Annotated in this window: 17 protein-coding genes and 2 tRNA genes; 10 read left to right on the top strand and 9 right to left on the bottom strand. The window is 39.7% G+C overall.

Annotated elements, in window-relative coordinates; all coding sequences use genetic code 11:
* Positions 1 to 2 precede the first annotated feature (2 nt).
* From hflD to L1D46_RS08990, 9 genes are all read right to left on the bottom strand, one after another.
* Positions 3 to 605: a high frequency lysogenization protein HflD gene (gene hflD, locus L1D46_RS09030; protein ID WP_130051383.1), complete on the bottom strand. Its 603-nt coding sequence runs from the start codon at positions 603 to 605 to the stop codon at positions 3 to 5.
* Positions 605 to 1,705 carry a tRNA 2-thiouridine(34) synthase MnmA gene (gene mnmA, locus L1D46_RS09025; RefSeq protein ID WP_239977427.1) on the bottom strand — a complete coding sequence of 367 codons (1,101 nt, stop codon included), beginning with the start codon at positions 1,703 to 1,705 and terminating at the stop codon, positions 605 to 607. Before mnmA ends, hflD begins: the two co-directional genes overlap by 1 nt.
* Positions 1,706 to 1,779: 74 nt before the next feature.
* The gene (locus L1D46_RS09020; RefSeq protein ID WP_178927022.1) at positions 1,780 to 2,214 is read right to left on the bottom strand and encodes an NUDIX hydrolase; all 435 of its coding nucleotides are present in this window, start codon (positions 2,212 to 2,214) and stop codon (positions 1,780 to 1,782) included.
* Positions 2,207 to 2,854, bottom strand: coding sequence for an rRNA large subunit pseudouridine synthase E (locus L1D46_RS09015; RefSeq protein ID WP_130051385.1), 648 nt, complete (start codon positions 2,852 to 2,854; stop codon positions 2,207 to 2,209). The genes L1D46_RS09020 and L1D46_RS09015 overlap by 8 nt, the downstream gene beginning before the upstream one ends.
* A complete protein-coding gene (locus L1D46_RS09010; RefSeq protein ID WP_130051386.1) occupies positions 2,854 to 3,183 on the bottom strand; it encodes a TusE/DsrC/DsvC family sulfur relay protein in 330 nt (109 codons plus the stop codon). The genes L1D46_RS09015 and L1D46_RS09010 overlap by 1 nt, the downstream gene beginning before the upstream one ends.
* 3 nt (positions 3,184 to 3,186) lie before the next feature.
* Positions 3,187 to 3,453, bottom strand: a complete 267-nt coding sequence (gene tusB / locus L1D46_RS09005; RefSeq protein ID WP_130051387.1) for a sulfurtransferase complex subunit TusB — start codon at positions 3,451 to 3,453, stop codon at positions 3,187 to 3,189.
* The gene (gene tusC / locus L1D46_RS09000) at positions 3,450 to 3,806 is read right to left on the bottom strand and encodes a sulfurtransferase complex subunit TusC (protein ID WP_167657865.1); all 357 of its coding nucleotides are present in this window, start codon (positions 3,804 to 3,806) and stop codon (positions 3,450 to 3,452) included. The genes tusB and tusC overlap by 4 nt, the downstream gene beginning before the upstream one ends.
* Complete coding sequence (tusD, locus tag L1D46_RS08995) at positions 3,803 to 4,156, bottom strand: sulfurtransferase complex subunit TusD (protein WP_167657866.1); 354 nt, start codon at positions 4,154 to 4,156, stop codon at positions 3,803 to 3,805. Before tusD ends, tusC begins: the two co-directional genes overlap by 4 nt.
* Before the next feature lie 55 nt (positions 4,157 to 4,211).
* The gene (locus L1D46_RS08990) at positions 4,212 to 4,877 is read right to left on the bottom strand and encodes a Bax inhibitor-1/YccA family protein (RefSeq protein WP_062564480.1); all 666 of its coding nucleotides are present in this window, start codon (positions 4,875 to 4,877) and stop codon (positions 4,212 to 4,214) included.
* A gap of 258 nt (positions 4,878 to 5,135) precedes the next feature.
* Here L1D46_RS08990 and L1D46_RS08985 point away from each other — a divergent pair.
* The 10 genes from L1D46_RS08985 to L1D46_RS08940 all read left to right on the top strand — a co-directional run bounded on the left by L1D46_RS08985 (position 5,136) and on the right by L1D46_RS08940 (position 14,004).
* Positions 5,136 to 5,226, top strand: a tRNA-Ser gene (locus L1D46_RS08985).
* Positions 5,227 to 5,267: 41 nt separating this feature from the next.
* Positions 5,268 to 5,358 (top strand) — tRNA-Ser (locus tag L1D46_RS08980).
* Between the two features lie 154 nt (positions 5,359 to 5,512).
* Entirely contained in the window at positions 5,513 to 5,908 is a 396-nt protein-coding gene (locus L1D46_RS08975) for a hypothetical protein (protein ID WP_130051390.1), read from the top strand.
* Between the two features lie 125 nt (positions 5,909 to 6,033).
* Positions 6,034 to 6,495 carry a GAF domain-containing protein gene (locus tag L1D46_RS08970; RefSeq protein WP_167657592.1) on the top strand — a complete coding sequence of 154 codons (462 nt, stop codon included), beginning with the start codon at positions 6,034 to 6,036 and terminating at the stop codon, positions 6,493 to 6,495.
* The gene (locus L1D46_RS08965) at positions 6,492 to 6,770 is read left to right on the top strand and encodes a hypothetical protein (RefSeq protein WP_063705577.1); all 279 of its coding nucleotides are present in this window, start codon (positions 6,492 to 6,494) and stop codon (positions 6,768 to 6,770) included. The genes L1D46_RS08970 and L1D46_RS08965 overlap by 4 nt, the downstream gene beginning before the upstream one ends.
* Positions 6,771 to 6,784: 14 nt before the next feature.
* Positions 6,785 to 7,435: an RNA chaperone ProQ gene (gene proQ / locus L1D46_RS08960; RefSeq protein WP_130051392.1), complete on the top strand. Its 651-nt coding sequence runs from the start codon at positions 6,785 to 6,787 to the stop codon at positions 7,433 to 7,435.
* Positions 7,436 to 7,462: 27 nt separating this feature from the next.
* Positions 7,463 to 9,487 (top strand): carboxy terminal-processing peptidase, encoded by a 2,025-nt coding sequence (gene prc / locus L1D46_RS08955; protein WP_239977416.1) that lies wholly within the window; start codon positions 7,463 to 7,465, stop codon positions 9,485 to 9,487.
* Positions 9,488 to 9,665: 178 nt separating this feature from the next.
* Positions 9,666 to 11,147 carry a Na+/H+ antiporter NhaC gene (gene nhaC / locus L1D46_RS08950; protein WP_130051394.1) on the top strand — a complete coding sequence of 494 codons (1,482 nt, stop codon included), beginning with the start codon at positions 9,666 to 9,668 and terminating at the stop codon, positions 11,145 to 11,147.
* 41 nt (positions 11,148 to 11,188) lie between these two features.
* Positions 11,189 to 13,783 carry an aminopeptidase N gene (gene pepN / locus L1D46_RS08945; RefSeq protein WP_239977414.1) on the top strand — a complete coding sequence of 865 codons (2,595 nt, stop codon included), beginning with the start codon at positions 11,189 to 11,191 and terminating at the stop codon, positions 13,781 to 13,783.
* Complete coding sequence (locus L1D46_RS08940) at positions 13,783 to 14,004, top strand: DUF2835 domain-containing protein (RefSeq protein WP_167657594.1); 222 nt, start codon at positions 13,783 to 13,785, stop codon at positions 14,002 to 14,004. Before pepN ends, L1D46_RS08940 begins: the two co-directional genes overlap by 1 nt.
* The last annotated feature ends 71 nt before the right edge of the window (positions 14,005 to 14,075 follow it).

Genomic DNA, 14,075 nt, shown 5'->3' with positions numbered 1-14,075 from the left:
AATTAAATTGATTGTTTAGCAATAGCGAGGATTTTTCTTTTTGCAAAGAAAAAGTGACGGCGTTTACCGCCCATTTGTCGCCATAACACGGCACTACGAATTCCGGCCAATAATAAGGCGCGAATTTTGTTTTGCGTGAGCTGCTGTTTTAATAACTCTGGCTTGCCGTAAACTTGAATACGATGCCCAAGGGGGCTTAGCACCGACGAGTAAATATCAGCAAGCGCTGCTACTACAGTATCATCTGTGATAGCAAAATGGTCGAGGCGACGTTTAACGTCATCAATGCGACGACCTAATTCATTTAAGCTGCTTTGTTTTGCGCTCAAGGCACGTTCTAATTGCATTAAGCCACCTACATATTTTACGATTTCGACGTCTTTATCTGCGCCGGCAGAAAGCTGGGCAATCAAAATACGATAGCCTTCACGTAAATTATGTTTACCCTGATATACATCTTCAGGTGTATCAGGTGATGTTTCGACAATACAGCTTAATAACTTTTCTAATTCGTGATCACTGCCTTGGCCATATTGCGCAACTTTTTGTACTTGTTTGGCAACTTGACACATGGCAGCTAAAGCCATGACTTGGTGCTCTGTCATTACTTAATCACCGAATCAATAATACCACCACCTAAGCAGACTTCATCAGCGTAGAATACGGCTGATTGACCAGGTGTAACCGCTTTTTGTGGCTCATCAAATAATACGCGAGCCATGCCATCTTCACCAACGAGTAATGTACAGCTGATGTCTTCTTGGCGATAACGAGTTTTAACAGTGCAGCGTGTTGTACCTTTAGGGCCGACACGGTCAACCCAGTGTAGTTGATTTGCATTTAAGCCATTGCTGTATAGGCGAGGGTGGTCTTTACCTTGGCCAACAACTAGTACATTGCGTTCAATGTCTTTGTCTACAACATACCAAGGTTCACCCGAACCTTCTTTCATACCACCAATTAAGAGGCCTTTACGTTGACCTAAAGTGTGATACATCAAGCCTTCGTGCTCGCCAACTTCATTACCATCGGTATCTTCGATTTTACCTGGCTGTGCCGGTAAGAATTTTTGTAAGAAATCTTTAAATTTACGCTCACCGATAAAACAAATACCTGTACTGTCCTTTTTATCGTGAGTTATTAAATCTTGCTCTTCGGCAATACGGCGAACTTCAGGTTTAGCAATATCACCTACAGGGAAAAGCGTTTGTGCAATATGTTCATGGCTTAAAGTGTATAAGAAATAACTTTGATCTTTATTGTCATCAAGGCTACGACACATAACAAATTTATCACCCCGTTTTTCACGGCGCACATAGTGACCAGTAGCGATGTAATCAGCGCCGAGTGCTTGAGCTGCAAATTCTAAGAATGCTTTGAATTTAATTTCTTTATTACACATGATGTCTGGGTTAGGCGTACGGCCTGCTTTGTACTCTGCTAAGAAGTACTCAAAAACATTATCCCAGTATTCTGCTGCAAAATTTACAGTATGAAGCTCAATACCTAATTTATCACAGACTGCTTGTGCGTCTTTAAGGTCTTCAGCTGCAGCGCAATATTCATCATTATCATCTTCTTCCCAGTTTTTCATGAACAGGCCTTCAACTTGATAGCCTTGTTGCTTTAATAAATACGCTGATACAGAAGAATCCACACCGCCGGACATACCCACGATGACTTTAATGTGACTATTTTCGCTCATAATATTCGCTGTCATTTTTTAACTGCTATGGAAAGGCCGATATTATATACCCAAACCAGCCAAAATCACAGCCGTTATTGGTAAATCAAACTAAGTGGATAGGCTTTACCAGCTAAATGATCTTCAATGCATTTTAAAACGAGGGGGCTTCTCAGTGGTAGGCTTTTAATTTGTTCAAAACTAAACCAATCTGCGCTGAGAATATCATCATCCTGGGGGGAGGGTGCTATTAGTGTAGGGCAATTAAAAGCAAAACTAAAACGCATATAGTGAACGCCATTTGCGGCATGCAAATTATAAATGCCAACAAGATGATTGGCATTAAGGCTAATGCCAGTTTCTTCAACAAGTTCGCGATGAGCTGCTTCTGCTAAGGTTTCATTGGCTTCTAAATGACCTGCTGGTTGGTTATAACAAATTTCACCTGTGTGCTTATCGCGCTCTTTAACAAGTAAATACTTGTCTTGACACCTGACGATTGCAGCAACTGTGACATTAGGTTTATGCATCGGGATTGTTCACGACTTTAAACTGGCCACTGTCCAAACCATCAAGAGTATAGTTACCAATGCTATATCTAATTAATCGCAAAGTAGGGAAACCAACATGGGCTGTCATACGGCGAACTTGGCGGTTTCTTCCTTCAGTGATGGATATTTCTAACCAGCTAGTTGGAATATTCTTTCGTTCGCGAACGGGCGGGGTACGTGGCCAAATTGCGGGTTCATTAATTCGCCTAACCTTGGCAGGCTTGGTCATGCCATCTTTAAGCTCTACGCCTTTGTTAAGCGCAAAGATAGCCTCATCAGTAACATCACCTTCTACTTGCACCCAATACGTTTTTGCTGTTTTTTTATTGGGTTCAGTGAGAGTGTGTTGTAATTTACCGCAGTTTGTAAGTAGCAACAGCCCTTCACTATCTCTGTCTAGGCGTCCTGCTGCATAAACGTCTTTAATAGTAATAAAGTCGGCAAGCGTTTTGCGGTTTTGGTCATCAGTAAACTGGCAAAGCACATCAAATGGTTTGTTAAACAGTACGACTTTACGTTTCTCTGGGCTAATTGCTTTTTTTACTTCACGTTTTTGTATCGGCCTTGAGTATGTTCGGCCACTACTGCGACGTGGTTTACTTTTAGGTTTGTTTACCATTAAATGCACCTAGCTGGTTTAGGTAAACCTGCAATTTTAGTTGCTTGCTTAGCAGGACCTTTAGGGAAAAGTTTGTACAAGTACATGCTATTACCTTTTTCTTCACCAAGCTTTTGAGCCATAGCTTTGACCAACATACGAATAGCTGGGCTGGTGTTGTATTCAAGATAAAAATCACGCACAAAGTGCACAACTTCCCAGTGCTGTTCACTTAAAGTAATGTTCTCTTGTTCAGCAATGATAGGCGCTAGATCTTCACACCAATCATTTGAATCAAGTAAATAACCTTGTTTGTCTGTTTCTATTTGTTTGTTATTAAATTCAAGCATGGTTTACCAAGTAATTGTGTTCTGTGCATTTAAAGTCATTTCTACAAACTGTGTGTAGTCTATTACGATATCCTCTTTATTGAGTGAAATATCGCGAGCTGTAGTATCTTCTTCAAGTAAATATAGACAGGATGAGAACTGCTTAAATTGCATATTGTTATAACAAGCATCACTGACTAGTAGTACCTTATCCTGTGCAGTAATTAGATTAGCCAACATATTATTGCAATAGTGGGATAAGGGTTTCGAAAAAATATGCAATGTACTCATAACGTCACCACCTGATGCTGCTCTGTAATTAAGTCTCGCTGTTGCTCAAAGTTAGCTACTTTAACATCGATAATCAGACTATCTTCTGAAAGGTTAAAGTCCATTAACGACTTTTCACAGACATAAATGTTTTCAACATCGTATAACTCAAGGGTTTTAATGGTTTTAAAATAGTTTTTAATGCCAAGTTGCTCTGGCTGTTGATTTTTTTTCAGAGCTAATACTGCCTCACCACTAAGAAGCCAACTAATGTTTTGTTCGATAGCAGCAAAAATCAGTGTAGTGTCGAGTGATTCACGAATATGTTGATCATCAAATGGACTGTGTTGACTGATCACAAGAATGTTTTTCATTTAAACTGCACCCATTTATCAGCTTCACTTACTAACATTGCAAACTCAGCTAAGCCAGCAACTGTAAACACGCCTGTGTTATCAATATCTAACCCTCGTTTTTCTGCAGCAGTAACACAAAGAAGCAGAGGAACATCTTGCGAGTTTAATTCTTGCCATAAACGATTAATTGGTAACTCATCACTGGCAAGTTCTAAATGATTACTTGCGTGGAAAACACCTGCTTGATAAAGAAAGATAGCTGTAATTGAGTGACCAGAATCAAGACAAGCTTGCGCAAATTTAATTAGCCGTTGTGTCGTGTCATGATCGGTCGGCGCGGTATGAAGAGAAAGTACAAATTGTGCCAAAACGCATCCAATAAAAAAGCCCCTAGAAAGGGGCTATTTTAGCAGAACTATTTAATTAGTCATCACTTGCACCAAGTAGGTGTAGAAGTGACGTAAATAAATTATACACGTTCAGATATAAAGCAACTGTTGCGCGGATGTAATTTGTCTCACCGCCATTAATAATGCGGCTAGTGTCAAATAATATTAAACCAGACATAATCAATACAACTGCAGCGTTAATTACCATAAAGGTAATAGAGCTACCAATAAATAAATTTACTAAGCTTGCGATAATTACCACAATTAAGCCCACTGTTAAAAAACCACCCATAAATGAGAAATCTTTTTTAGTGGTTAGAGCGTAAGCTGATAAGCCGAAGAAGATTAAGGCTGTCGAACCTAGGGCTTGCATAATAAGCATAGGGCCATTTGGCATTGCAGCGTAGTAGTTAAGCATTGGACCAAGTCCTGCGCCCATCAAACCTGTGAAAACGAATACCCAGGCAACACCTGATGCACTGTCTGCCTTTTTGTTGACAACAAAAAGTACACCAAATGCAATCAAGCTAAATACTAACCCCATAAAATAAGGTAGATTCATTGCCATTGAAATACCCGCTGTTACTGCGCTAAATGCCAGTGTCATAGCTAGTAAGAAATAGGTATTCTTCAAAACTTTATTGGTTTCAATAGTCGACATTACTGGTCTAGCAGTATTGTACGATTGATTAAACGCCATTGTTAGAGCTCCTTTAAATGAACTTATACGTTCGTTAGTTCCAATTATTAAACTGAACTAAGCCTATCAAGAGTTATATATTTGGGCAAACTATTGTGGATCAATAGACAAGATAAATAATAGAAAAGTTCAAATCGATTATATTTTGAGTTTGATTGTGTTAATGCTGAACGATTTAGTTGTTTTTTAATCACTTAAACAGTTTTTTGAAAAAAAAGCTTCACAAACCCGGCTTCCTTATCTATTATGCACGCCGTCGGAGAGATGGCAGAGTGGTCGAATGCACCGGTCTTGAAAACCGGCAGGGGTTTGTAGCCCCTCTAGGGTTCAAATCCCTATCTCTCCACCATTATTTTTACTACTTGCGTAAGCGGGTAGGTTTTCGCATTCGGAGAGATGGCAGAGTGGTCGAATGCACCGGTCTTGAAAACCGGCAGGGGTTTGTAGCCCCTCTAGGGTTCAAATCCCTATCTCTCCACCATCATTGAAGCCGCTGAATTTATTCAGCGGCTTTTTTGTTTCTGCCGCTTTATTCCTTTGCTAAGCAAATTACGACTATTGTCGATATTTCGCATTTTCCCTAGTTAGTCCATGCTTAATACTTCTCGTATTATCTTTGTGGCATTAGGGAATTTATGAAACATCGTTTAGCAAAGAGTGTAGGACTTTCTTTATTATCGCCTGTGATCGTTGGTTGTATTTTAGGCCTTTATTATGCGTTTTCACTTGAAGGAAATGGCTTTAGTATTTTCTTTAACTTACTTGTCAGTGCAATAGCCAATGCACACATTGTAGGCTTAACTATGGCTGCATTTGTGGTACCTGGCTACCTGCTTATGTATAAGTATGCGAAAGTAAATTATTCAGGTGTGCTGACACTGGGTTTACTAGGTGGAGCTATCTTTAGTTACTTATTGAGTGCTACAACAGGTATGGCATTTGTAGTCAATGCTGTCATGTCTGCCCTTGCAGCAGGGCTGTTTTTATTTGGTTTAAGACAGGGCCTTACAGCACAATCTTCTCATCAATAGCAGAATAATTAATCAAGCTGAATGAAATTGAGGGCAAAATGTTTTTTTTTGCCCTCAAAAGGTTTCATTTGTCGTCTACAAAGAGTACCTTTAGCTACTGTATGTTTAATAAGAAGTAGTTTGGTATGCAAAAGCAAGATTTTTACCAGTCATTAGTTAAACAAACTGAATCGCTAATCACTGGTGAATCAAATATCATTGCCAACATGGCAAATATTAGTGCGCTGTTATTTACCTCACTAGAGGACGTAAATTGGGCGGGCTTTTATTTGATGGATTCACCTGAAGAATTAGTGCTAGGGCCGTTTCAAGGTAATCCTGCATGTATCCGTATTCCAGTAGGTAAAGGGGTATGTGGAACTGCCGCGCAAACACAACAAACACAACTCATTGAAGACGTGCATGCATTTGCTGGCCATATTGCCTGTGACGCTGCATCTAACTCAGAAGTAGTTGTGCCGATTTTCAAAGACGGTAAAGTATTTGCTGTACTTGATATCGATAGCCCAAGCATTGCGCGATTCGATGCTGATGATCAAGCTGGTTTAGAAGCATTGGTAAAGTGCTTTGAGGCAAATCTAAAATGAAAGATCTGCTAAATGTGCAAGATTACCTCTTTGCAATTGCTGATGTTGGTGATTGGGAAGGGGAAGAAGAAGTTGTTGCTGAAAGGCTCAACGACCTGATTCACATGGCTTGGGATCGTCTACCGGATGACCTTGACTGTGAATCAATTGATGAAATTATAAATGGTATTTGGGAACACCTTCGTGGTGATTTAGCGCTTATTGAAGCGGACTTCGAAGAGTTGACCGACTGGGTAACACACTATGTCGATTCATCACTTGATGAAAAGATGTAATAAAAGGTTCTAAGATGGAAACCACAAACAAGCTAAAAGATATTAATGAAGTACTGGATTTCTTATATCAAGAATTTCCACAATGTTTTAAACAAAAAGACGGTATTCAGCCGCTTAAAGTCGGTATCTTTAAAGATATTGCTGAGCGCATTGAAGGTTCTGAGAAGGTAAGTAAAACTCAGGTACGTCAAGCATTAAGAAAGTACACCTCAAACTGGCGCTATTTAGAAGCTGTGACAAAGTCTGAGTTCCGTATCGATCTTGATGGTAATCAAGACGAAAAAGTTGAACAAGAGCACATTGAGCACGCACAAAAAGCGTTAGAAGAAAGCCGCGCTAAAATGGCGAAGCGTAAGAAGCCGCAACGTCCACGTAAAGACGGTGACACAAAATCTTACAAAAAGAATACTGGCCACCACGCTAAATCAGGCGAAAAAGGCGCTAAAGTAAGTAATAAGCCAGCTAAAGCTGCTCCTGCAAAACGTTCAGGAAAAGTTGAACCTTTACCTGCCTCTGAGGTCAAGGTTAATAGCAAAGTTAAAGTTAAACTTGGCCAAGCACTTGTAAACGCAGTTATTACTGAAGTGAATAAAGATGAAGTTCACGTTGAGTTAGTAACAGGGATGCAAGTTAAGACCAAAGCAGACAGCCTGTATATCATTTAATAGCTGTAAAAAATAAAGGAGTTGTGTATGAGTAAAAAGTTTACGCTCATTCCGTTAGTCGCTGCCCTGTTTTCAGGTTCATTATTGGCATCTTCAGACAATTTGACTGAAAAAGATCTGCCAGTACTCAAGCAAGAAAGCCAACATAGTACGGCAAGCAAACGGGTGACAAACTTATTTACTCGTGCACATTACAAACCAATTAAATTTAACGATCAATTATCTGAAAAGGTTTTTGATCGATACATTGAATCTCTCGACTACAACAAAAATGTATTTTTAGCCTCTGATATTGCTTCTTTTAAGCAGTATAAAGATCAGTTTGATAATGCATTGTCGACAGGTAAATTGGGATTTGCCTTTGATATTTTTAACTTAAGCTTAAAACGTCGCTTTGAACGTTATGATTATTCTTTATCGCTGCTTGAAAACGAAATGAAGTTCGATAAAGAAGATGAGTATCTGTTCGACCGTGAAGATGCCAATTGGGCAACAAGCCAAGCTGAGCTTGATGAACTTTGGCGTCAACGAGTCAAGTACGATGCTTTACGATTAAAAATGACGGGTAAAGACTGGCAAGGCATTAAAGAAGTCTTGACCAAACGTTACCACAATGCGCAAAAACGCTTAGTGCAAACTAATAGTGAAGATGCTTTTCAAATCGTGATGAATTCATTCGCACGAAGCATTGAAGCGCATACCTCTTATTTATCACCTCGCCGTGCTGAGCAATTTAAGATGGACATGGATCTTGAATTAGAAGGCATTGGTGCTGTGCTTAGCTATGATGAAGACTATACAGTAATTCGTAGCTTAGTACCTGGTGGCCCGGCTGATAAGTCAGAACAAATTAAAGCAGATGACCGTATTATTGGTGTTGCCCAAGAAGGTGAAGAGTTTGTTGATGTGATTGGCTGGCGTTTAGATGACGTAGTTGATCTGATCAAAGGCCCAAAAGGGACAAAAGTTCGCCTGCAATACTTAAAAGGTGCAGATGCTCACGGTACACCTAAAGTAGTTGAAATCACTCGTGATAAGATCCGCTTAGAAGACCGCGCTGCAAAATCTGAAGTATTTGAAGCAAAATACTCTGACTTAACCAGCAAAATTGGTGTGATTGAAATCCCAGGTTTCTACAACAATTTATCGCAAGACGTTAAAATTGAAATTGCGAAATTAAAAGAAGCCAAAGTAGACGGTATTATCATTGATTTACGTCAAAATGGTGGGGGCTCACTCTACGAAGCAACTCAGCTTTCTGGTTTATTCATAGACCAAGGTCCAGTAGTGCAAATTCACACGTTAAATAATCGTATTGAAGAGCAAAAAGACCGTGACGGCGTCACTTTTTATGATGGCCCACTCACTGTTTTAGTTGATCGTTACAGTGCATCAGCCTCAGAGATTTTTGCTGCAGCAATGCAAGATTATGGCCGTGCAATTGTGATTGGTGAACAAACATTTGGTAAGGGTACAGTACAGCAGCATAAACCCCTTGGCCGCGCCTATGACTTATACGATCACCCATTAGGTAGCGTGCAATATACAATCGCTAAGTTCTACCGTATCAATGGCGGAAGCACGCAGCACAAGGGAGTGATCCCAGATGTGTCATTCCCATCAGCAATTGAACCATCGGAGTGGGGCGAGAGCCAACAAGATAATGCCTTACCTTGGGATAGTATCATTCGCGCTAAATATAATTCAGTCGATAACTTGAAACCAGCTATTGCTTACGTTAATAAGCTTCATGATTCGCGAATTGCAGATGAGCCGGAGTTTGGTTATGTGTTTGATGACATTAAGCGCTACCAAGAAGAGAAAGACCGTAAAACTATCTCACTGGTTGAAGCGACGCGTTTAAAAGAGAAAGATGAAAGTGAAGAGCGTGCTTTAGAGCGTGCTAATGAACGATTAGTTCGCCTTGGTGAAAAGCCAGTAGAAAAGCTTGATGATTTACCTGATAGCCTTGATGAACTAGACCCTTTCTTAGAAGAGGCTGCATTAATCACGCAGGATTTTATTAAATATGGTCGTATTGCTAAGAAATAATTGGCAATTAAATAGCAATATTGATTAATAAAAAGGCGCTTAGGCGCCTTTTTTGCTACCTAAAACAGGTCAGGTTGTTATAATTGCAGGATATGGCTGCCCAAAAGCCACTGAAGTTTTGCGTCAAGCTTACAATAATAATTAAACACGCCACATAAGACGTGTAGGAGACTATCTTTTGAATTCAATTGAAGAGAAGCCAATTAAACAGGCCAGTTTTTTAGATGCCTTGATCCCAATTACTGTGCTCGTGTGCCTGCTAGGCGCCGCTGTTTATTTATTCGGTGATAATTCATCATCAGGTCCTAACCAAATCGCTTTATTATTCGCTACTTTTACTGCAGCATTAATTGGTTTAAAAAATGGTTATACCTGGAAAAAACTAGAACAAGCCATGATTGAAGGGATCACCTTATCACTCGGTGCAATTATCATTCTGCTAATGGTGGGTGCCTTAATTGGTACTTGGTTGTTATCGGGTACTGTACCAACTCTAATTTACTATGGGCTACAAATAATCAATCCTAGCTGGTTTTATGCGGCTAGCTGCTTAATTTGTGGCATTGTAGCTATGAGTATAGGCAGTTCTTGGACCACAGCGGCGACCATTGGTGTGGCGTTATTAGGTGTTGCAACAGGCCTTGGCCTTGAACAAGTTGTAACGGCGGGTGCGGTTATTTCTGGTGCCTACTTTGGTGATAAATTAAGCCCACTTTCTGAAACAACTAACTTAGCACCTGCTGTAGCTGGTGCTGATTTATTTGAACATATCCATCATATGCTTTGGACAACAGTGCCAAGCTTCATCATTGCCTTAATCATTTTTATCTTTATGGGCTTTAATGCTGGAGGCTCAACAGAAGCAGGGCGTATTGATGAAATCGTTAATTTATTAGAGCAAAACTTTAATATCGGTTTTGAAATGCTAGTACCACTGGTTGTGTTATTGCTTTTAGCAATTCGTAAAATGCCGGCGTTCCCTGCAATATCGATTGGTGCGGTGTTAGGTGCGATTTGGGCTATGTTATTTCAGTCAGATTTAATTAACAGCCAAATTGATGCATCACAAGGCCATCTGATTGGCTATTTTAAGTTAGTTTGGACAACTTTCTTTGATGGTTTCAGTATTGACACTGGCGACGAAAAAATGGACTCATTATTAAGCGGTGGAGGTATGGCTGGCATGCTGACAACCACTTGGCTAATTATGACGGCCTTAATGTTTGGCGCAATCATGGAAAAAACCGGATTACTTGATATGTTCGTTAAGAGCATCTTAAAAATTGCTAAAAGCACTGGCTCTCTTATTACTGCAACTATTGCAACCTGTATTGGTACTAATGCAGTTGCAGCTGACCAATACATCGCAATTGTTGTTCCTGGTCGTATGTTTAAAGACGAATATGAAAAGCGAGGCTTAAAGCCGGTAAATCTCTCTCGTACGTTAGAAGATGGTGGCACAATTACTAGCCCTCTTATTCCTTGGAACACCTGTGGTGCCTATATGCAAAGTGTTTTACTAATCAATCCATTTGATTATGCCATGTACGCATTCTTTAATTTAATTAATCCATTATTAGCGATTGTTTATGCCTATTTGGGTATTAAAATTTTACGTATTACCCCAAAACACCTTAAACAACAAGCTAACGCTGAATAAACTATTTAGGCCCTGCTAAGCAGGGCCATTTGGAGTCAGTTATGTCTGCTACGAGTAAACCTCAAGCTCAATATTTAAAAGATTACCAAGCCCCACAATTCTCAATTCAACACATCGATTTACATTTTGAACTAGCGCCGTTAAAAACCTCAGTACAGTCAACAATGACAATCAATCGTACTGACGAAAGTAATGCTGATCTTTCTCTAGATGGTGTTGATTTAACACTAATTTCTGTGATGGTTGATGACAAAGCTTATAATGATTACACGCTCGAAGATGAAAAGCTGATTATTCATAATTTGCCTAAAAATTTTATACTTAAAATTGAGAACCAAATTGACCCGCAAACAAACACCTCATTAGAAGGATTGTACCTGTCAGGCGGTGCTTACTGTACGCAATGTGAAGCTGAAGGTTTTAGAAAGATTACCTATTACCTCGACCGACCAGATGTACTTGCCAGCTTTGATGTGACAATTATTGCCGACAAAAAGTACACTCATTTACTGTCTAATGGTAACCAAATTGAATCAGGTAACTTAGATGACGGACGTCACTTTGTAAAATGGCAAGACCCATTTAAAAAGCCGAGTTATTTATTTGCACTTGTTGCTGGTGATTTTGATGTGCTACGTGACCATTATACAACCCAGTCTGGTAGAAAAGTTGAATTAGCCTTGTTTGTGGATAAAGGCAACTTATCGAAAACGCCCCACGCGATGACGTCTTTAAAGAAGTCAATGCAATGGGACGAAGAGCGCTTTAACCTTGAATATGATTTAGACATTTACATGATTGTTGCCGTTGATTTCTTCAACATGGGTGCAATGGAAAATAAAGGTCTCAATATCTTTAATTCAAAATGTGTTTTAGCAAATCAAGAAACGGCCACCGACAAAGATTATCATACGATTGAGTCTATAGTTGGCCACGAGTACTTCCATAACTGGACAGGTAATCGAGTCACTTGCCGAGACTGGTTCCAATTGTCGTTGAAAGAAGGGTTAACGGTTTTCCGTGATCAAGAGTTTAGTAGTGACTTAGGCTCCCGTGCACTTAATCGTATTGATGCAGTTAAAGTTATGCGAACTCACCAATTCAGTGAAGATGCAGGGCCTATGGCGCACCCAATTCGACCTGAAAAAGTCATTGAAATGAATAATTTTTATACTGTGACTGTGTATGACAAAGGAGCTGAAGTTATCCGTATGATGCACACCTTACTGGGAGAAGAGAAGTTCCAGCTAGGTATGGCATTGTATTTCGAGCGCCATGACGGGCAAGCTGTTACCTGTGATGATTTTGTGGCTGCAATGAGTGATGCATCCGGTATTGATTTAACGCAATTTAAGCGATGGTACAGCCAAGCGGGTACACCAAAGCTCAATGTAGAACAAGTGTATAATGAACAAAATCAGACTTTTACATTGAGTATTGAACAATTCGCACCTGATAATCAGCCTAACAATGCCTTATTGCACATACCGTTTGCTATTGAGCTTTTAGATAGTGAAGGGCAGTCGCTACCTCTTGTGATTGATAATCAGCCACAAGATTCGGTATTAAATGTTACTGAAAAAACGCAGAAATTTGTTTTTGAAGATATTACACAGCGCCCAGTAGCAGTGCTACTTGAAGATTTCTCAGCGCCATGCATTGTTAATCAAAATACGTCTGCATCTGATCTGTTACATATTATGCGTTTTGCTCGCAGTGACTTTTCACGTTGGGATGCTCAGCAGCGTTTATTTACGAATGAAATGAAAGCGGCGATTGCCAGTGGTGAAGCTTGTTTATCTGATGATATCTTGTCGGCATTAAAGCTACTAGTTGATAATCGTGAAGGTGACCTCGCACTAATTGCGGAGCTGTTAAAACTGCCTAGCTACGATACTCTTGCTGCAGAATATGCCGTCATCCCTGTTGATGACATTATTGCTGTGCAAAATGCATTTGAATCGCAAATTGCCAACTTCCTAACAGAGTCATTGGTTAATTGTTATAACGCCCTTGATGACGATGGTTCAACATCCGCTACAGCCGTTGCCGTACGTGCTCTTAAGCAACTTTGTTTATACTATTTAGCGAAAACAAATCATAGCGAAGTTAGCAGCTTGATTAGAGAATCTGCAAACAGTAGCAATATGACCAACGCCCTTGCTGCATTAAGTGCTGTGGTTAAAGCAAACCATCCACTGTGTGACACACTGCTAAATGAGTTTGATGCTAAATGGCGTCATGATGTGCTTGTTATGGATAAATGGTTTGCCTTACAAGCAATGAAAGATTCAGCAACGAGTATCAACGATATTAAAGCACTCTATGATCATCCTAGTTTTGACTTTGGTAACCCTAACCGAGTGCGTGCATTAGTTGGTAGCTTTAGTCACTTTAATATCACTCAGTTCCATCGTGCAGATGGAAAAGGGTATCAATTACTAGGTGATTTACTGGTTAAGCTTAATGATATTAACCCGCAAAATGCATCGCGCATGCTGACACCGTTTATGTCATGGAAACGCTATGATGAAAATCGTTCAGCGGCAATGAAAGCACAATTGCAACGCTTAGCTGATTTAGATGGTCTCAGTGATGATTTGTTTGAAAAAGTTGAGAAAGCTCTCGAAAGTTAATGAATGAGTATTACTTTGCCTTGTATCTGAGTTATTCAGAATGTCTTGATTACTATCATGGTAAATATAAATCTGTGCAAGTCACAGAGGATGGTGGCAAGACTGTTCGCTTTGATGCAAACCATTTACGCCCTTTTATTTCATCCTTAGGTATAAGAGGGCGCTTTAGGTTGACATTAACCGCTGAAAATCAGTTTTTAAAACTAGAGAAAATTAGTTAAAAAGCAGCTTTGGCTGCTTTTATTTTGTACTTTTTAATCACTAAAAAGTTAATTTTCACTGTCTACTATTC

The organism is Pseudoalteromonas sp. Isolate3, from assembly GCF_022398505.1.
Classification (GTDB): domain Bacteria; phylum Pseudomonadota; class Gammaproteobacteria; order Enterobacterales; family Alteromonadaceae; genus Pseudoalteromonas; species Pseudoalteromonas apostichopi.
Note: the sequence above shows the minus strand (reverse complement) of the source record. Positions and strands in the feature narration are given on the sequence as shown.